Source organism: uncultured Roseibium sp. (assembly GCF_947499295.1).
In the GTDB taxonomy this organism is placed as follows: domain Bacteria; phylum Pseudomonadota; class Alphaproteobacteria; order Rhizobiales; family Stappiaceae; genus Roseibium.
This window is the reverse complement of record NZ_CANMNP010000003.1, coordinates 111,307-130,390: the sequence shown is the minus strand read 5'-3', so window position 1 is coordinate 130,390 and position 19,084 is coordinate 111,307. Positions and strand designations below refer to the sequence as shown.

Genomic DNA, 19,084 nt, shown 5'->3' with positions numbered 1-19,084 from the left:
CAGCCGCATCAAGTAAAGGATCGCCTTGAAAAGACAGTTTTGGTGCGGGGTCTTAAATGAGTAGCCCAAACAGTATCTGTCCTGTGCGCATCATTTGCAACGCTGCTCTTGAAAATCGTCATCATGAGGCGCGAGAACAAGCGCCGGACGACCTGTTCCCACCTCATTGTGGCAAACAGGATCAAAAACAGTCCGGCAACTTTGTCTCTAATCGCCGGAACTTTCGAAATGGCCTCTGCCAATCAGTCTTTGATCTGCAGTGTCACGGCCTTTGAACCATGAAAAAACATGGTTCTGAAGCCCTTCGTCGCAAATCTGGACCTGACTGACACCTGAAAAAATAATTTGGGTGTTCGCAGCCTAAAGCTTTGCCTCTTTTTCCGACAACAGTCTCGCGAGTTCTTCAGGCGGCATCGTTTCGCGTTCGGCGATGGACACTTCAAAGCCTTTGAGTCGTTTGTAGATGGACAGCAGTTCGATAATCGTGGACCAGGAATTCACCAGATACTGGAAGGAATTCGAGACCTGGCCAAACGCGGTCAGAATCTGCTGGACGATACCGTACGTGATCGTGCCGGCGACAATCGTCGGCACCAGAATGAAATAGGTGAACATGTTGTCGGCCTGCAGATAGAACCCACGCGCCAGGTTGAAATAAAGGTAGTGAAAATAGAGACGGAAGTAGTTTTTCCTCACATTGCTGAACAGCTCGGTGAGGGTTGGCGGTTGAGCCCTGTGCTCATGATCCTCACCATAGACCAGTTCTTTCCGGTACGCGGCTTCAACCCTTTGGTTGTGAAACTCTAGCCCGGGCAGCTTGATCCCGACCACAGCAAGCAGAACAGTTCCGAACAAAGACCACAAAATGGCGGCAGTGAAGAGAGGCGCAGGGATCTCGCCGACGATAGGCAAAGTGCTGACGTAAGTCGACAAGCTGAAAAGGACAGGAAGGAACGCAATCAGCGTCATGACGGCATCGATCATGGAAACACCCAGGCCTTCCATGATCGAGGCAAAGCGCATCGTGTCTTCCTGAATACGCTGTGAAGCGCCCTCAATGTGGCGGACATTGCCCCACTTTGCGACGTAATAGTCGTTCATCGCGGTTCGCCAGCGGAAGATATAGTGGCTGACGAAAAACCTGTTCATCACAAACAGGGCCATCGACAACCCTGCAATCTGCGCGAACATCAGCATAAGCATGTAAAAATCGGCGGCAACAACACCCTTGTCGCCCTCCAGCGCATTTTGCAGCGTATCCCCGAAGGGCCGCCGCCAATTGTTGATCGCCACCGAAACCTGGACCGAGAAATAGGTGATGAAAATGATCAGCGAAGAGCCCCAGACGGACCATACATGCCATCTGTGATCGCGCTCGAAATACCACCAGAAACCGCCGAAAAGCACCGTGCAAACGGCGTAGTAGATGTAGAACCACAAGAAGTCGGGCGTCACAAAGAATCTGAGATCAATCGGGGGTGGTCCTTCAGGTGCCGCTCCAAGACCCAGGCTTGGGCCAAGGTCACTGGCAAAGCCGTACCAGACAATTACCGCAGCAAGCGACCATATCGCGGCAGACAGGAAAAACAGTTTTGGTTTCGGAAAGAAGGATTGAAACACAAGTAAATTCCTGACTGTTCGAATTCAATGAGTGACGATCGGAGCCGCCGGATAGTCAAACTGTGCTTGGTAACGACGAAATCAAGCAAGAAGCTGAATAACACTATTCACACAATTATAGATACCGCAGCGCCCTGCCGCAGTCCCTGGAGACACAATAACGCTCAATTTCCTGTGTGGCGCTGTTGTGGCTTGCACAAAAAAAGAGGCATCTTTTGGATGCCTCTTCTCACAAACGAAACTCAACTTTACCGGGCCGCCTGGATTGCGTCCCAGACCCGGAGCGGCGTCGCGGGCATATCGAAAACCTCTTCAACGCCCGCCCCGTCTTTCAGGGCCACCTGAATGGCGTTCATGACCGCAGCCAGGCCACCGATTGTTCCGGCCTCGCCCGCGCCCTTGATCCCCATGGCATTCGTGGTGGAAGGAATGTTGCGCGTTTCAAAGTGAATGTCCGGCAGATCCGCAGCCCGGATCAACTGATAGTCCAGCAGTGAAGCGGTCAGCAGTTGTCCTTCTTCGTCATAAACCGTGTGTTCGCACAGGGCTTGGCTAATGGCCGAGACCACACCGCCATGCACCTGACCCGTCAGCAGCAATGGGTTCACGGTCACACCGAAATCGTCAACGATGACATAGTTCGCGACGGTGATGTCACCGGTTTCCGGATCGACCTCAAGCTCGCAGATATGAGTGCCGTTCGGATAGGTGTTTTCCGACTGCGCAACCTCTTCCCGAGCGGAAAGGGTCTCACCGGTGCTTGCAGCGATCTCAGCGAGAGTTACCTGCTGATCCGTCCCGACAACGCGCACCACACCGCTCTCAAGTTCAAGATCTTCTATGCCGGCCTCAAGTTTGTCAGCAGCCAGCTCCTTGACCTTTTTGACCAGCGAGACGCTGGCATCGCGCACTGACGGCAACCCAATCGGAATGGACCGGGAACCACCGGTTCCACCGCCCTTGCGCACACGGTCTGTATCGCCCTGGATCAGAGTGACATCCTCGATGCTGACACCGAACTGTTCGGCAACAACCTGGCTGTACGCCGTGTCGTGGCCCTGACCGTTGGTTTGTGTCCCAATCAGGAGTGTCAGGCTTCCCTTGTCATCAAGTTCCAGAGTGGCTTCCTCGCTGCCAGCGAAGGCACAAGCCTCAACGTAGGAACAGATGCCGATACCACGGTATTTGCCGGATTGAGCGCTTTCAGCCTGGCGTGCTTTGAAACCGTCCCAATCCGCCACTTCAAGTGCTTTATCAAGATGGCCGGCAAAGTCTCCGGTGTCATAAAGACGGCCGGTCTGAGTTGTATAAGGCAGCTGATCTGCCCGGATGAAATTGAGCTTCCGGAATTCGATCGGGCCAAGGCCTGTTTCCTCGCCCGCCTTGTCGATCAGGCGCTCAAGCACATAAGCAGCTTCCGGGCGTCCTGCACCCCGATAGGCATCGGTCGGCACCGTGTGCATATAGACACCATCGATTTTCGCAAAAACAGCTGGGATGTCATAAAGCCCGGATGCCATTGAGGCACCTAGATAGGGGATGAACGGACCGAACTGGTTCAGATAGGCGCCCATGGCAGCTTTCACATGCACATTAAGGCCAAGGATACGGTTGTTCTCGTCAAGCGCGAGCTCGGCATGGGTCAGGTTGTCCCTGCCATGCGCGTCGGTCACAAAATGCTCCATTCGCTCACCTGCCCACCGCACCGGCCGTTCTAGAGACCTGGCAGCAATCATCGCCAGCGGGTATTCGCGATAACAGAAGGCCTTGGTCCCGAAACCGCCGCCGACTTCAGGCGTAATCACCTGGATCTCGCTAGCCTCAAGTCCGAGCGTGCTGCAGAGAATATCGCGCACTCCGTGACCACCTTGGGTGCCGAGCGTCAGTTTGAAACGTCTGCCCGGCGTATCGTATTCAGCGACACAGCCACGCAGCTCCATGTAGTTGACGACAATCCGGTTGTTGACCACTTCAATCGACACGGTCTTGTGGGCTTTGGAGAAGGCTTCTTGTGTTTTGGCCTGGTCCCCATGTCCGAGCGTGAAAGAGACATTCGTTCCCAGCTCTGGCCAGACCTTTGCCGCATCCGGGTCCAACGCATTTTCAATACCAATGACCACATCGAGCGGTTCGTAGTCGATTTCGAGCATCTCTGCAGCGCTTTTGGCAAGGTTCAAATCATCCGCGACGATGAACGCAATGGCATCGCCGACGAAACGAACGGTGTCTTCACACAAAAGCGGTTGAGGTGGCGCTTCGTAGTGCGTCCCATCCAGCTGCTTGATGTGAGCAGCCGTCAACAAAGACTTTCCCGCAACGTCCGCGCCGGTGAGAACCATATGCACACCGTCCATCTCGCGGATGTCATCAGCGTTCTCGACCTTGATCTTGGCGTGAGCCATCGCTGAACGAACGACAACACCATGAAGACAGCCGTCCGGCATATAGTCGCCTGTGTAGATCCCCTTGCCTGTGATCAGCGGTTCGTCTTCTTTCCGACGCAATGGAGCGCCGACACCGAATTTCGGAGTGACCATCTGGTTCATGAATTTGGACCTGTATTTTTGGGAAGAACTTCCCTGAGAATTTGCCGCGCAGCGAAGGTGGCTGTTTCTTGGAACATAGTGCCCGCGACCAGCAGATGCCAGAGGGACAGTCAGTCCACGAGCCTATTGTCCAATTGGTTGCGCTGCAAATACGACTTAGTCAAAACTACTCTGAGTGGCCTTTTTGGACCGCTCTACTTCCGGCAGTTTGCACCAAGCTTTTGGCTTCCGTCAACAATGCGGGCAAAACAACAGTCGGCGTGTGACCTGCCCTTAAACCGGATCATGAGCTCTCGTAAGGATTTTTGGCGCTCCGGTCTTCAGAAAGGCTTCTGCGTGTTTCACGTGTTAGGTTCTCGATTGCGTCGGCTAGATGACTTTCCTGGATGTTGTAGTCTCCCTGCGCAACACGGAGCTTGTGAGCCTCGAGCATCACTTCTCCCATGGAAACTCCAGCAGGTGGTTGAAACCGGTAGCTGGCCAATTCGATCAACAACCCTAGCGGATCGCGAAAATAAATTGAATCCATGAAACCCCGGTCTTTCGGGCCGCTATGGGAAATTCCGCGCAAGTCCAGCCTGTCCGCAATCTGCCTGAATGTTGCCTGAGACACGTCAAGCGCCAGATGGTGCACACAGCCGATTGCTTGCGGCGCGGGTTCTGCATCAGGCTTTCGATCTTCGTTCGTAAAAATGGTGATCAAGCGCCCGTCACCCGGATCGAAATAGAGATGGCTCTGATTGGGGTCATCGAGATTGGGTTGCTCAAAGACAAATGGCATCCCGAGCAAACCTTCCCAGAAGTCGATGGAGGTTTGTCTGTCCGCTCCGACAAGCGTGATGTGATGCACGCCCTGTGTCTGAATCTTGCGCAAGTTATCCTCCCCTATCCAATTCGCGAATTCTAAAGATACCCTCTCCTGAACCGCGAATTCAAACCTGTGCCTTTTCTTCTGGCGAAATCTGGTTAGTCTTGCTGCAAACAAAACCAATTGCCCATCGTCTTGGAGCACCTTGCTCCCATCCTATTGCCATTTGAGGCAGATGCGGCTCAGGACCAGATATGAATAAGTCCCCAGAAGACCCGGCGCCCGACAAGGGTGCAGGGCAGCCGCGCTCCGGCACGACAAACAGACTGGCAGCCAGGCTGGCCAAGCTGACCGAGGGGCTGCCTTCAAACACGATCGGAGCACTTTGGATTCTGTTGGCGGCTTTTCTGTTCTCCATCATGGTCACACTGATCAAATTCGTTGGTCAGGAGCTCAGTGTCTTCCAAATCCTTTTGGTTCGGCAGCTCGTCATGTTGGCCATTGTGGCCCCGACTATCCTGACCGGATTGCCGAATTCACTGGCAACGCAGCGGCCCTGGCTGCAACTGACCCGTATCCTTTTTGCTTCAACCGCAATGCTTTGCGGTTTCACCGCGATAATCGAATTGCCTCTGGCCGACGCGACGGCGATCAGTTTCTCCAAAACGTTTTTCGTCACGATCTTCGCGATCTGGCTGCTTGGGGAGACCGTCGGACTGCATCGCTGGGGGGCAACCATCATCGGATTTCTGGGTGTTCTGCTGATGCTGCGACCGGGAGGTGACACACTTGTCGATCCCTATGCTGCACTCGCTATCGCCGGCGCAGCCGGTGCGAGCATGGTGATGATCGTTGTTCGCATCCTGACCCGGACTGACGCACCGGTCACGATTCTGACCTACCAGGCCCTGGGCGTCGGACTGATCATGAGTATACCGGCAGTACTGACCTGGCAGCCGCCGTCCGCGAAACAGTGGCTCATCCTCATCGTGATCGGCGTCATTTCCTGGGCAGCCCAACTCGCCAATATCAAGGCGTTCAAGGCTGGCGAAGCCACCGCCATTGCCTCTCTGGACTACACGAGACTTCTTTATGCCACCATTTTTGGTGCTGTTGTTTTCAGCCAATGGCCGAGCACCGAAACGCTGATCGGTGCGGGCATCATCATCGCCGCATCCATTTACACCGTTCACCGTGAAGCCCGGAGAGGCAAGGAACTCGCCCGCGCCTCGGATGGGCGCGGGTATTCAAACTGAAACCACAACTTGAACAAAGAGTCACAGCGCTCTGACGTCAGGCGCTTTTTGCCTGTGTGTCAGAGCGTTTCCGAGCCTCTTCTTCAACCAGCTCCTTCTTCGACAATTTGCCCACCATGGTTTTCGGCAATTCATCCCGGAACTCGAATTCCCTTGGCATTTCGATAGAAGAAAGATGATCCTTGAGGAAGGTTTTGACGTCTTCCGCGCTCAATGAGAAGCCATCCTTCAGTTTGATGAAAGCCTTCGGCGACTGGCCGCGATACTCATCGGGGATCGCGATGACGATGGTCTCGTCTACCGCTTCATGCTGGTAGATCGCTTCCTCGATGACACGGGGATAGACATTGTAACCGGAACACAGGATCAGGTCCTTGATCCGATCAACAAGATAAATAAAGCCGTCCTCGTCCTGATATCCGACGTCGCCGGTATGAAGATACCCTTCCGGCGTGATGGCTTCGTCGGTGGCGTCCTGACGCTTCCAGTAACCCTTCATCACCTGGGGACCGTGAAGGAGCAATTCGCCTTTCTCGCCTTCAGCAACCTCGGTCTGGCGGTCTTCAATGCTGACGAACCTGGACGAGGTACCAGGCACCAGGCGCCCTATGGAGCCTGCGCGCCTGTTCTCATCCAGTGGATTGACGGCAGCAACAGGTGAGCTCTCTGTAAGCCCGTAACCCTCTACCAGGATGCATCCGGTCAGTTTTTCAAAACTTTCCTTCACCTCGACCGGAAGCGGTGCACCGCCGGAAAGGCACAGATTAATACTGGAGAGGTCATAATTTTCGGTGAGAGGCGAATTGTTGATCGCCGTATAGATCGTTGGAACTCCCGGGAAGAGCGTCACTTTCTTGCGCTTAATCGCCTTCAGAAGCGACTTCAGCTCAAACCTTGGCTGAAGCACCATTTCGGCACCGAGAATGATCGACAGATTTTGCGCAACCGTCATGGCGAACACGTGAAAGAAGGGAAGAACGCAAAGCATCTTCTCTTCACCTGCCCGCGCCTTTTCAAAGACGCATCGCATCTGTTCGATATTTGCAGACAGGTTCTTGTGCGTCAGCATCGCGCCCTTTGGCACACCTGTCGTGCCACCGGTATATTGAAGGACAGCGATGGCCTCTGCCGGATCGATATTGACGGGTTTCGGCTTTTGTCCCTTTGCAAGCAGATCCTCAAAGCGGATATGCGCCTCATCATTCGGGATGTCAGCCAATTCCCTGCGTTTGAAAAGGCTGAAAAGCACCTTCTTGACCGTCGGCAGGCAAAAGGACATCGGGCAAACGATAATCTTGTCGAGGATCTTCTCCTTCCGGACATCCTCCACCTTGTCGTAGATGATTTTCAGATCCATCGTCACCATGATGCGTACATCCGCATCGCGGGCCTGGAAAGCGATTTCACGCTCCACATAGAGTGGATTGAAGTTGGCGACCGTTGCACCGATCTTCATGATCGCAAAATAGAAAACTGTATAGAACGGCGTATTTGGAAGGCACAGCCCAACATGCACACCAGGACCGACGCCCATGGCCTGAAGGCCCGCGGCGGTTTCGTCGACAAGCTCGCCCAGCTCGGCATAGGTCCAGACCTTGCCCATGAAATCGGCAGCTGGCCGAGACCCGAATTCGGCAACTGTGGTTTCAAGATATTCGTGTACCGGACGGGGCGTAAACGCCTCGTTCCACTCCTCCGCAGTCGTCATAACGTTCTCCAACGCATTCTTGTCGCGCTGCTGTACATCCAGGCCGTTTCCCAAAACCTTCATGAAAGCAGGGCTCTCGCGAAGATCTCTTTTCCCATTCAGCTCCGTCAGTCAGCTCAGCGCCGCCTCTAAGGGGCTCTTCTGACATGACGCAACCTTCCGTTCACGTCAACTCGCGACGTAACGACACCCTTTCATTTTTTTCGCAGGCACGAGGCATTAGTCTTAGGTAATGCGCCCCCCAAATATGGCAATAGTAAAAGAAATTCAAAAACTTAATTCACAATCATCAAATCATGGACCATTATCTCTTTGGCCAATTCCATTTGGGTGTGTCCACCTCGTCCACAACCGTCTCACCCAGTTCCTTGCGCAATTCATAACGAAGACACCCTCGTTGAGATGCAAGGGTGTCAACAAGTTCGGCTGCATGCGACACCACGATAACCTGGGTTTTTTCTGCAGCCCTGGCAACCAGCCTGCCCAGTGGTTCCAGGAGCGCAGGATGGAGACTTGTCTCCGGCTCGTTCAGCACAATCAAAGGCGCTGGTCGAGGTGACAGGAGAGCGGCGGTCAACAACAAATAACGCAGCGTCCCGTCCGACAATTCACTCGATTTCAGCGGCCTTAGCAGGCCTTTTTGCTGCATAAGCAGCTCAAAGTATCCATCATTGACGGCGACCTCTACAGAAGCTCCAGGAAACGCATCGTCTATCGCATCCGCGAGTTCACGTTCATCGCCAATTTCCTGGACAGTCTGCAAGGCTGCAGCAAGATCAGATCCGTCCGCGCTGAGCACTGGTGTCCTGGTGCCGATCCTTGGAAATCTTGCAGGTGCTTCGCGGTCGGTGCGCAAGTGATCGTAGAACCGCCAGGCCCGCATGCGTTCACGCATTACCAGCAATTCAAGCCCATCCTTGGGGTCAGCGGCATGGGTCATCATGCTGTCGAAACGGGCAAGGTTCTGAAAAACCGGAACCCTTTGTCCTTGAGCATTCAAAACACGCGCTGTCGGTCCGTTTCGCCCCGCAATTTCATTGGAACGGGACAACGCCTCGCCGGCCCACAGGGCTTCTGCCTTTATTTCAGGATCCATCGAAAACAGCGACCTGCCCGCGTCCGCAGGCAATCCAAGATCAATCGCATAGCCATAGTCTTCATCGGCAAATCCGAGCTTCAGACTAACCACATTCTTGCGGACGGTCCCCTGAACAGGGGCTTCTCCCCGTTTCATCGCACGCGAAAATGCTTCCGGGCCTGCCCAAAGTGTCGAGTTCAAGCCGCCCTCGGCAGCAAGCGAGGCAATTGCCTGGCCCTGGGCGACTTCTGCCAACAACCGGATGGAACGATACAAGCTGGATTTCCCGCTGCCGTTCGGGCCGGTGATCAGCGTGATCTGATCCAGCGGCAGAACAATGTCCCGCAGGGAGCGATATCCGGAGACCGCCAGTGTGAGAATCATTGGCACCAAGATCCTGCTATGTGAATATCTACTACTATAAAGTGTATTCCCGTTGCGAAGACAAAATCAGAAACTCGAAACCATGTTCAATCCAAAAGAAGCTGCCGAAGACAGATATGCCCAGCATTTGGCCATCCTTTCCATTGCAGCAGCTGCCGTCCTGATTTCGATCCTCGTTCATTTTCATACCGGATTGAAATATTGGGTGCTGGACGGCTTTGGGGAAACCGTTTCAGGAACCATCTTGAGTATCTCAGAAGATACCGGGAAAATCGAAGATTCGACTGCCCAATCAGAACAGAGCGCCGAAAATGGTAAGGCCCACACCGGCCCGTGGGACAGTGCTACTGTTGTCGTCGAAGCTGAACTTGCGAACTCTACAACTCAGGTCTTCAGCTTCACAATGAAACCTCAGGACATACACCGTGAGCACACCGGCGAGCTGCTGGTAACCTATCTGCCATTCAACCCGCAGATCACCTATACCTACCGCAACATGGACAAGATTGCGGTCGATGGGAAAGCTTTGCTCTGGTCTCTGTTTGCAGGCTTGATCATAGCCGTCCTCGCGGTCCGTCCTTTGCTAAAATGGGCACGCCTTAGAAAGAGGCTTCGTCGCTACTGACTGGTTCTCGTCATGCCCCCTGATCAACCAACTCGAATTTGTTGACGTCAAATATGCCAAAATCCGTGATCTTGAGGTGCGGAATGACAGGCAAAGGCAGAAAAGCGACTTGGAGAAAGGGCTCTTCAAGTGTGCATCCGAGGTCTTTGGCCGCCGCGCGCAAAATTTCCAGATCCCCGCGGACAGTCTCAAAGGGCTCCAGGCTCATCAATCCCGCCAGCGGCAGGGCAAGCTCTGCCTTCACACCCTCGCGGTCCGCAACAGCAAATCCGCCCTTCATGACGATCACTCTGTTGACCGCATGCGCCATCGCCTGTTCGTCAGCACCTACGACACAGATGTTGTGGCTGTCGTGCCCAACAGAAGAAGCAATGGCGCCCTGTTTCATCCCGAACCCGTTGACGAAGCCGAGACCGATATTGCCGGTTCCTTTGTGGCGCTCAACAACGGCGACCTTGAGCACGTCCTGATTGAGGTCAGCAAGTGTCTTGCCACCGGTAACCGGCAGGGTCCGTTTCAGATGTTCGGTGATGATCTTTCCAGGCACCACGCCAATGACATCAGCCTCGCTGTTTCGGGCGGGAATGTCGAACTTTGCTGCATCGACCGGTGAAACCCTGACACTGTCGAGTCCGACCGGCGGCACGATGGTCCTTTTCTCAAAACTGTCATTCCCGACGGTAGTGCCGCTGCTGATTACCTGGGCCACCCGGCAGTCTTCAAAATTGCTCAAGAGCGCAATGTCCGCCCGCTTCCCAGGTGCGATTACTCCCCGGTCCTTGAGGCCAAAAGCATTGGCTGCCGACCAGCTTGCTGCCCGGTAAACATCCACCGGCCGGATACCTTTCGCGATCAGACGCCGGATCATGCTGTCCAGATGGCCCTCTTCCGCAATATCCAACGGGTTTCGATCATCGGTGCAAAGCGCGACAAAGGCAGAAACATCTGAGGTCAGGATGGGTGCCAGCGCTTCAAGGTCCTTGGAGACCGACCCTTCCCGGATCAGTATCGTCATGCCCTTGGCGAGCTTCTCAAGCGCTTCTTCAGCCGTCGTGGCCTCATGATCCGTCCGAATTCCGGCCGCCAGATATCCATTGAGAGCATAACCGGCGACCAAAGGTGCATGGCCGTCTATGTGTCCATCCTGGAATGCCGCAAGTTTTGCCAGGACGTTGGGATCTCTGCCCAGCACGCCCGGAAAGTTCATGAATTCAGCGAGGCCAATGACACTCGGATGGTCTTTGAACGGCATCAGGTCTTCGATTTCCAGTTTCGCCCCTGCGGTTTCAAACGCGGTTGCCGGGACGCAAGAAGACAGGTTGACCTTGAGATCCATAACGGTCTGGAGGGAACTGTCCAGAAAGTATCGAATGCCCTCAATACCGAGCACATTGGCAATCTCATGCGGGTCACAAATTGCCGTCGTCACACCGTGCGGAAGCACACAGCGATCGAATTCAAATGGCGTGACCAGAGAGCTTTCGACATGAAGGTGTGTGTCGATGAAACCAGGCACCGCGGTCAGCCCCTGCCCGTCCACAGTCGCCTTGCCGGAGTAGCTCCCGTGTGTGCCGACAATTCGGTCACCAACGATCGCGATATCGGTCTTCACGCTGCTGCCGTCGATGACACTGAAAAGAGTGCAGTCTTTCACAACCAGATCAGCTGGCTCGTCTCCTGCACCTGCTGCAATCGCTCGCGCAAGGAAGGCTTCATCGTGGGTTACCGGCATTGGTCATTTCTCCGATTCTTATCGTTTTCCGACAATACGCAACTTGCGGGACGCAACAATGGCTTCGTTTCTGCCCTGCCCCGGAAATTGGCCGAGACCCTATTTAAATCGTCAAATATTATCCACTGAGAGGCGGAACCCAAAAAAGTAACCTAAAGTCACCTTGGCCTATCATTCCTTCAGGTGAACATTCTTCATGCGTGACAGTCGGTTACCGCAGCACAACACAAAACACATGCGTTGCAGCAGAGAATTCCAATTGACAGGAAGGTCGTTCAGACAAATAATTTCATCAAAATAAATTATTATGAACCACCCGCAGAAGGTGGCCGGAGGAGGAGCGAGGAAGGTGGTGGACACCCGCAAAAGTGGCCGTGGTTCCAATTCCGCACAATTGCGCAGATACAACGAGCGTATCGTGTTGCAGATCCTGCGTCGTGCCGGAGAGGCTTCGAAAGCCGAGCTGGCAAGGGCCGTTCAGCTGACCAACGCAGCCATTGGCGCTATCATCCAGAACCTGATCGAAGAAGGCTTGATCATCGAAGCCGGCAAGCGTCATGACGGCAGCCGTGGACAACCGGCAACCATTCTGCGCCTGGCTTCGGGTGGAGCGTATTCCTTCGGTGTCCGCCTGGACAGAACCAATATGGAAACCGTTTTGATGGATTTCGCTGGCGAAATCATCGATCGCCGTGTTCACGACAGGATCCTGCCCTCCCCCGAGGTCACAGTCCAGATCCTGACTGAGGACCTGAAAAGCCTGAAAGCGCAGCTCAGTGAAGAGGAGCAAGCTCGCATTACGGGTATTGGACTTGCTCAGCCTTTCAATCTCGGCGCTTGGCTTCATGAGCTTGGGTTGCCGGAAGCCGACTTCAAGAAATGGGAAGCATTCGATCTCGCCGAAGCGCTTGAAGAGGTTTCGAACATGCCCGTTTTCAGCGAAAACGACGGCACTGCCGCTGCGGTTGCGGAACTCTTTTATGGTGTCGGCCGCCAGAACGACGATTTTCTCTACATGTTCCTGGGCCCTGCAATCGGTGGAGGACTGATCCTGAAAGGTGACGTAGTCCGCGGAGTTTCCGGCAATGCCGGCGATGTTGCCATGATGCCGGTTCCTCCAAGCACGCTGGATACGGCGCCAAAGTCACGGACGGAGTGGGATCTCTTGTTGACGCGGGCGTCTCTTGTCGCTTTTGCCCGCCACATGTCTCCAGGCGACTTTGCCAGTCTGAACAGATCGGATCTGCAGGCGGCAGTGACCGACAATGACATCAAATTCCAGGAATGGATGGCGGATTGCGTCTCGGCACTCGCGCTGGCTCTGCGTTCAGCCTATGCCCTTCTCGACGCGCCGCTGGTCGTGATCGACGGTGATCTGGGTGGACCATTCCCCGAAATGTTCCAGGAAGCACTGCAAAAGGCCGTCGAAGACGCAGCTCCGGAAAAACGGCAGTCACCACAAATTTTGATCGGTAGTTTCAGGCATGACGCAGGCGCTATCGGCGCCGCCAGTTTGCCGCAATTCTTTAATTTCTCGCCAAGGGCAACGATCCTGACCGGCGGGAAAGACACCGGACCCGCTGGAAGTGGCAGCTCGGAAGAAAGAGCCAGTTTTCCGGCAAGGGCAGCACGGTTGGGGTCACATCTGGCCACACCCAATCGTCCGACATGAAATAGGCCAGGGAGGAAAACCAAATGATCCGCAAACTACTTGCTACAGGTTCCGTTCTCGCCGCCATGGCTGCCACACCGGCAGTCGCCGCAGACATCACAGCCTGCCTGATCACAAAGACTGATACCAACCCGTTTTTCGTGAAAATGAAGGAAGGCGCGACAGCTAAGGCGGAAGAGCTTGGCATCGAACTCAAGTCCTTCGCCGGCAAGGTTGACGGTGACCACGAGACCCAGGTTGCCGCCATTGAAACCTGTATCGCAGATGGCGCAAAAGGCATTCTCTTGACCGCCTCAGACACATCTTCCATTGTGCCGGCCGTCCAGCAGGCTCGCGACAACGGTCTATTGGTGATTGCTCTCGACACGCCTCTGTCTCCGATCGACGCGGCGGACGCGACTTTTGCGACCGACAACTTCCTTGCCGGTGAGCTGATCGGGAAATGGGCTGCTGCCGCTTTGGGCGACGATGCAGCCAATGCCAAGATCGGCATGCTCGATCTTGGCATCAGCCAGCCGACCGTCGGCGTGCTGCGTGACCAGGGCTTCCTGCAGGGTTTCGGCATCGATCTTGGCGATCCGAACAAGTGGGGCGACGAGACAGACCCGCGCATCGTTGGCAATGACGTGACCGCGGGTAACGAGGAAGGCGGTCGCAAGGCCATGGAAAACCTTCTCGCGAAGGACCCGATGATCAACGTTGTCTACACGATCAACGAGCCTGCAGCCGCTGGTGCATATGAAGCCCTGAAGGCCATCGGGCGCGAGAATGACGTCTTGATCGTTTCCGTCGATGGCGGGTGCCCGGGCGTTCAGAACGTCAAGGAAGGCGTTATCGGTGCGACGTCCCAGCAATACCCGCTGCTGATGGCCTCGCTTGGTATTGAGGCCATCAAGACCTGGGCCGACAGCGGTGCGAAACCTGAGCCGACCCCGGGCAAGGACTTCTTCGACACCGGCGTTGCCCTTGTCACTGACAAACCGGCAGATGGTGTTGAGTCGATCGACACTACCAAGGGCACTGAGCTCTGCTGGGGCTAAGGTCTCAAGACACGAATTCGGAAGGGGCATGGGCAGCCTTGCCCCTTCTTTTTTGTGACAGAGGAACAAACGGGCATGACCTCAGACACTGAGACTGACGACAAAAAAGCGGACAATTACGAAGCCGCTACCGCGTCCAGTCCGCAAGCAGTCGCCTCATTCGACGACCAACACCGCGGATTTGGACAAAAGATCCAGCACGCGCTCCACCAGACCCCCGCACTGGTTCCGCTCATCGTGCTGGTGCTTTCCATCATCGTGTTCGGGCTTCTGCTGGGGTCGAAATTCTTCTCGCCATTCGCCCTGACCCTGATCCTGCAACAGGTTCAGATCGTCGGCATTGTGGCTGCGGCGCAAAGCATCGTGATCCTGACAGCCGGCATCGATCTTTCCGTCGGTGCTATCATGGTGTTGTCATCCGTCGTCATGGGGCAATTCACATTCCGCTACGGACTGCCTGTGGAAGTCGCCGTCGTGTGCGGTCTTATCTGCGGTACGCTTTGCGGCTACATCAACGGTTTTCTTGTCGCCGTCGTGAAACTGCCGCCCTTCATCGTTACGCTCGGCATGTGGCAAATCGTTCTGGCCACCAACTTCCTCTACTCCGCAAACGAGACCATTCGGTCTCAGGAAATTGCAAAGGCCGCGCCTCTTCTTCAGATCTTTGGGACCAAGGTGAATATCGGCGGTGCAATTTTCACCTACGGCGTCATCTTCTTGGTGCTGCTTGTTTTCGTCCTCGCTTACGTTTTACGGCAAACCGCCTGGGGGCGGCATGTCTATGCAGTCGGAGATGATCCGGAAGCCGCACAACTCTCCGGAGTGCAGGTCAAGAAGGTGCTGATTTCGGTGTACATGCTTTCCGGGCTTATCTGCGCCTTCGCAGGGTGGGCCATGATCGGAAGGATAGGTTCCGTCTCTCCGACCACCGGCCAGCTTGCCAATATCGAATCCATCACAGCTGTGGTGATTGGAGGCATCTCGCTCTTCGGCGGACGCGGTTCCATTGTCGGCACGCTCTTCGGAGCTCTTATCGTCGGTGTCTTCACCCTTGGTCTGCGCCTGCTGGGCGCGGACGCACAATGGACTTACCTGCTCATTGGCCTGCTCATCATTGCAGCGGTCGCAGTTGATCAGTGGATCAGAAAGGTGTCGGTCTGATGGAACCTGTTCTGCAAGCGCGCAATCTGGTCAAGCGCTATGGCCGTGTGGTGGCCATGGACCATGCCGATTTCGAGCTTTACCCAGGTGAAATCCTGGCCGTCATCGGTGACAACGGCGCTGGAAAGTCCACCTTGATCAAAGCCCTCAGCGGGGCGGTGCTTCCAGATGAAGGCGACGTTCTGCTGGATGGTAAGACTGTTCAATTCAACTCACCGATCGACGCCCGGGAGGCCGGTATTGAAACTGTCTATCAGACGCTCGCCATGTCGCCTGCTCTGTCGATTACCGACAACATGTTCATGGGCCGTGAACTCAGGAAACCGGGCTTTCGCGGCAAATGGCTCCGCCAGCTGGACCGGGCACGTATGGAGGCAATCGCCCGGGACAAGCTGAACGAGCTCGGTCTCCTGACGATCCAGAACATCAATCAGGCCGTGGAGACCCTGTCCGGGGGACAGCGGCAGGGCGTTGCGGTGGCCCGTGCGGCTGCTTTCGGCTCCAAAGTGGTGATCATGGATGAACCGACGGCGGCCCTCGGCGTCAAGGAAAGCCGGCGCGTTCTAGACCTGATCAAGGACGTGAAGGCACGTGGAATGCCTATCGTCCTGATCAGCCACAACATGCCGCATGTTTTCGAGGTTGCCGACCGGATCCACATACACCGGCTCGGACGGCGCGCCTGCGTGATCAAGCCTTCCGATTTTTCCATGTCGGACGCGGTTGCCATCATGACCGGCGCGATGGACCCGCCTGAAAACCTTGCCGCCTGAACGGCACCCTAAAGCTTCAATTGAGCCTGCTCGGCAACACCGGGCCGGCTTGAAAACAACGAGTGATTTGGAAAGCGAATGTTTCTGATTTGTGGCGAAGCCCTTTTTGACCTGTTCGGCGAAGCGACGAACGACGACAGCATCGGTTTTGATGCCCGCATTGGCGGATCCCCCTTCAATGTGGCCATGGGCCTAGCTCGTCTTGGCGAAGACTCTGCATTCTTCGGTGGCATTTCAAAGGATGCTCTTGGGGAACGGCTGGTTCAAAAGTTCCGGACCGAAGGCGTTTCGGACCGTTACATTCTAAGAACGAACTATCTGACAACGTTGAGCTTGGTCCAGAAGGACGAACATGGGTCTCCTGCATATACGTTTTATGGCTCCAATGCGGCGGATCGCATGGTCACGGAAGCCGATCTGCCTACCTTCGGCACACCACCGCTTTTCCTGCACATCGGCTCCTACACTGCGCTCGTCGACCCAATAGCAGGTGCGTTACGGGCCTTGATTGAGCGCGAGCGGGCCCGGACGCTTGTCTCCTTCGATCCGAATATCCGTCCAACCGTCGTCTCCGACATGGCGCTCTGGCGACAAAACACGGAAGCGCTCATCCCATTGACAGACATTGTCAAAGTCAGTGACGAGGATCTTGCGCTGATCACACCGGATATTTCCATTGAAGACACTGCTCGAAATTGGCTGCGATCAGGCGTTGCGCTCGTCATTGTCACAAGAGGTGGAGAAGGTGCCTCAGTCTTTGCCCCCGGCATTGAACTCACCGTGCCCGGCATTAAGGTTGCGGTCGAAGATACGGTCGGAGCAGGCGACACTTTTCAGGCTGCGCTTCTGGCAGGCTTGAAAGAACTCGGAGCAACCAACCGCTCCGCTCTTGCCGCGCTGGATGAAGGCCAGCTAAAAAGACTTGTCGAGTTTGCGGTTCAGGCAGCGGCCGTTACCTGCGCGCGGCGCGGTGCGAACCTGCCGAGAAAGGCCGAACTGGAAAAAGAATGGGCAGCGCTCAAATGAGGGGCTGACAAGTTAATTAAATCGATTTAAAAGACACCCGAAATCGGCCGGAGAACCCATTACCTGTTAATCGGTCGACCGTTTAGAAGGGATTTGTCCATGGCGGTACGCGTCATTGAAGTTGAAGATTTCGATCTGGTTGTGTTCGGCGCATCCGGTGATCTCGCCCACCGTAAACTGCTGCCGGCCCTTTATCATCGCGATGCGGATGGCCAGATGCCGGAAAAGGCGCGCATCATCTGCAGCGCTCGCCGCGACTACACACATGACGACTTCCGTGACTACGCCGAAAAAGCACTCAAGGAACACGTCAAAGACCTGGACGACGAACATCTCAAGCAGTTTCTGGCACGTCTCTACTATGTGAAGATCGACATTGCGACCGCCAAGGGCTTTGAAGACCTGAAGACAATTCTCGTCGAACGCCCCGAAGTGATCCGTGCTTTTTATCTGGCGGTCGGCCCCGATCTTTTCGGCACAATTTCCGAGAACCTCGGACGTATCGGCGTCGTCAACAGCAACTCGCGCGTTGTGATGGAAAAGCCTATCGGCAAGGACGGCGCATCGGCCAAGGCGCTCAACGACACAGTGGGCGCTGTTTTCGCGGAAGACCAGATCTTCCGGATTGATCACTATCTGGGCAAGGAAACGGTTCAAAACCTGATGGCGTTGCGCTTTGCCAACGCCCTGTTCGAACCACTCTGGAATGCCGCCCATATAGACCACGTCCAGATCACGGTTGCTGAGTCCCTCGGAACCGGCGGACGTGCCGGTTACTATGATACGGCTGGCGCATTGAGGGACATGGTCCAGAACCACATCCTTCAATTGCTGTGTCTGGTGGCGATGGAGCCGCCTGAGTCCATGAACGCAGACAGCGTTCGGGACGAGAAACTGAAGGTTCTGAAAGCCCTTGCCCCGATCGACGCGCAAAGCGCGGACAAGTTGACCGTTCGTGGACAGTACCGTGCAGGCGCGTCCGCAGGCGGTGCTGTTCCCGGATATCTTGAAGAACTCGGAAACAACGAGAGCCGCACGGAAACCTTTGTCGCACTGAAGGCGGAAATCGCCAATTGGCGGTGGGCCGGCGTTCCCTTTTATCTGCGCACCGGCAAGAGACTGGCCCAGCGCGTGTCTGAAATCGTTGTGCAGTTTCAGCCGATCCCCCATTCTATTTTCGACGTGGAAGCTGGAACCATCACGGCCAACCGCCTTATCATCCGTCTGCAGCCGGATGAAGGTGTACAGATGCAGGTGATGATCAAGGACCCTGGCCCGGGAGGAATGCGCCTGCGTCAGGTCCCGCTCGACATGAGCTTCGCCGAAGCTTTCAAAGTGCGCAATCCTGACGCCTACGAACGCCTGATCATGGATGTGATCCGGGGTAACCAGACACTCTTTATGCGCCGCGACGAAGTCGACGCTGCGTGGGCCTGGATCGATCCGATCCTGGCAGCCTGGACAGCCTCCAAGGAAGCTCCAAAGGGCTATACCGCCGGAACCTGGGGGCCGTCGGCCTCCATCGCACTGGTGGAACGCGACGGCCGCACATGGTCGGAAGACGACAGCGAATAAACGGACATGAGCAGGCTGACCGCCTGCCGAAACGCTGACCTAGATACCGCGAATTGCGGGGATTGCCAGAAACAGTCCTC

14 protein-coding genes are annotated in these 19,084 nt (G+C 55.3%); 8 read left to right on the top strand and 6 right to left on the bottom strand.

Features of this window, described 5'->3' with window-relative positions:
- Nucleotides 1-360: 360 nt before the first annotated feature.
- From sbmA to Q0835_RS07125, 3 genes are all read right to left on the bottom strand, one after another.
- Nucleotides 361-1,620 (bottom strand): peptide antibiotic transporter SbmA, encoded by a 1,260-nt coding sequence (sbmA, locus tag Q0835_RS07135; protein WP_298819346.1) that lies wholly within the window; start codon nt 1,618-1,620, stop codon nt 361-363.
- 248 nt (nt 1,621-1,868) lie between these two features.
- Entirely contained in the window at nt 1,869-4,166 is a 2,298-nt protein-coding gene (locus Q0835_RS07130) for a xanthine dehydrogenase family protein molybdopterin-binding subunit (protein ID WP_298959746.1), read from the bottom strand.
- Between the two features lie 283 nt (nt 4,167-4,449).
- On the bottom strand, nt 4,450-5,040 hold the full coding sequence (locus Q0835_RS07125; protein ID WP_298959743.1) for a VOC family protein: 591 nt from the start codon (nt 5,038-5,040) through the stop codon (nt 4,450-4,452).
- Between the two features lie 188 nt (nt 5,041-5,228).
- On the opposite strand from Q0835_RS07125, the gene Q0835_RS07120 reads away from it, so the two are divergent.
- A complete protein-coding gene (locus Q0835_RS07120) occupies nt 5,229-6,230 on the top strand; it encodes a DMT family transporter (protein WP_298959740.1) in 1,002 nt (333 codons plus the stop codon).
- A gap of 37 nt (nt 6,231-6,267) precedes the next feature.
- On the opposite strand, the gene Q0835_RS07115 is transcribed toward Q0835_RS07120, so the two are convergent.
- Together Q0835_RS07115 and Q0835_RS07110 are read right to left on the bottom strand one after the other, a co-directional pair.
- A complete protein-coding gene (locus tag Q0835_RS07115) occupies nt 6,268-7,938 on the bottom strand; it encodes a long-chain fatty acid--CoA ligase (RefSeq protein ID WP_298960169.1) in 1,671 nt (556 codons plus the stop codon).
- Between the two features lie 304 nt (nt 7,939-8,242).
- On the bottom strand, nt 8,243-9,400 hold the full coding sequence (locus Q0835_RS07110; protein ID WP_298819338.1) for an AAA family ATPase: 1,158 nt from the start codon (nt 9,398-9,400) through the stop codon (nt 8,243-8,245).
- A gap of 82 nt (nt 9,401-9,482) precedes the next feature.
- Here Q0835_RS07110 and Q0835_RS07105 point away from each other — a divergent pair, with 82 nt between their 5' ends.
- On the top strand, nt 9,483-10,025 hold the full coding sequence (locus tag Q0835_RS07105; RefSeq protein WP_298959737.1) for a hypothetical protein: 543 nt from the start codon (nt 9,483-9,485) through the stop codon (nt 10,023-10,025).
- Between the two features lie 10 nt (nt 10,026-10,035).
- Here Q0835_RS07105 and ade read toward each other — a convergent pair whose 3' ends face one another.
- A complete protein-coding gene (ade, locus tag Q0835_RS07100; protein ID WP_298959734.1) occupies nt 10,036-11,757 on the bottom strand; it encodes an adenine deaminase in 1,722 nt (573 codons plus the stop codon).
- Between the two features lie 349 nt (nt 11,758-12,106).
- Between ade and Q0835_RS07095 the strand changes: the two genes are divergently transcribed.
- From Q0835_RS07095 to zwf, 6 genes are all read left to right on the top strand, one after another.
- Complete coding sequence (locus Q0835_RS07095; protein WP_298819333.1) at nt 12,107-13,429, top strand: ROK family transcriptional regulator; 1,323 nt, start codon at nt 12,107-12,109, stop codon at nt 13,427-13,429.
- A gap of 23 nt (nt 13,430-13,452) precedes the next feature.
- Complete coding sequence (locus tag Q0835_RS07090) at nt 13,453-14,469, top strand: sugar ABC transporter substrate-binding protein (protein ID WP_298819331.1); 1,017 nt, start codon at nt 13,453-13,455, stop codon at nt 14,467-14,469.
- Nucleotides 14,470-14,544: 75 nt separating this feature from the next.
- A complete protein-coding gene (locus tag Q0835_RS07085; protein WP_298959732.1) occupies nt 14,545-15,630 on the top strand; it encodes an ABC transporter permease in 1,086 nt (361 codons plus the stop codon).
- Complete coding sequence (locus Q0835_RS07080) at nt 15,630-16,403, top strand: ATP-binding cassette domain-containing protein (protein WP_298819328.1); 774 nt, start codon at nt 15,630-15,632, stop codon at nt 16,401-16,403. Before Q0835_RS07085 ends, Q0835_RS07080 begins: the two co-directional genes overlap by 1 nt.
- Nucleotides 16,404-16,481: 78 nt before the next feature.
- On the top strand, nt 16,482-17,429 hold the full coding sequence (locus Q0835_RS07075; protein ID WP_298959730.1) for a carbohydrate kinase: 948 nt from the start codon (nt 16,482-16,484) through the stop codon (nt 17,427-17,429).
- Between the two features lie 99 nt (nt 17,430-17,528).
- Nucleotides 17,529-19,004: a glucose-6-phosphate dehydrogenase gene (zwf, locus tag Q0835_RS07070; protein ID WP_298819322.1), complete on the top strand. Its 1,476-nt coding sequence runs from the start codon at nt 17,529-17,531 to the stop codon at nt 19,002-19,004.
- Nucleotides 19,005-19,084: the final 80 nt, after the last annotated feature.

Coding starts and splice junctions, on each gene's coding strand:
- Q0835_RS07080 (WP_298819328.1), top strand. CDS start 15,630: ATGGAACCTGTTCTGCAAGCGCGCAATCTGGTCAAGCGCTATGGCCGT.
- Q0835_RS07105 (WP_298959737.1), top strand. CDS start 9,483: ATGTTCAATCCAAAAGAAGCTGCCGAAGACAGATATGCCCAGCATTTG.
- Q0835_RS07090 (WP_298819331.1), top strand. CDS start 13,453: ATGATCCGCAAACTACTTGCTACAGGTTCCGTTCTCGCCGCCATGGCT.
- Q0835_RS07115 (WP_298960169.1), bottom strand. CDS start 7,938: ATGACGACTGCGGAGGAGTGGAACGAGGCGTTTACGCCCCGTCCGGTA.
- Q0835_RS07110 (WP_298819338.1), bottom strand. CDS start 9,400: ATGATTCTCACACTGGCGGTCTCCGGATATCGCTCCCTGCGGGACATT.
- ade (WP_298959734.1), bottom strand. CDS start 11,757: ATGCCGGTAACCCACGATGAAGCCTTCCTTGCGCGAGCGATTGCAGCA.
- Q0835_RS07130 (WP_298959746.1), bottom strand. CDS start 4,166: ATGAACCAGATGGTCACTCCGAAATTCGGTGTCGGCGCTCCATTGCGT.
- Q0835_RS07075 (WP_298959730.1), top strand. CDS start 16,482: ATGTTTCTGATTTGTGGCGAAGCCCTTTTTGACCTGTTCGGCGAAGCG.
- zwf (WP_298819322.1), top strand. CDS start 17,529: ATGGCGGTACGCGTCATTGAAGTTGAAGATTTCGATCTGGTTGTGTTC.
- Q0835_RS07085 (WP_298959732.1), top strand. CDS start 14,545: ATGACCTCAGACACTGAGACTGACGACAAAAAAGCGGACAATTACGAA.
- Q0835_RS07120 (WP_298959740.1), top strand. CDS start 5,229: ATGAATAAGTCCCCAGAAGACCCGGCGCCCGACAAGGGTGCAGGGCAG.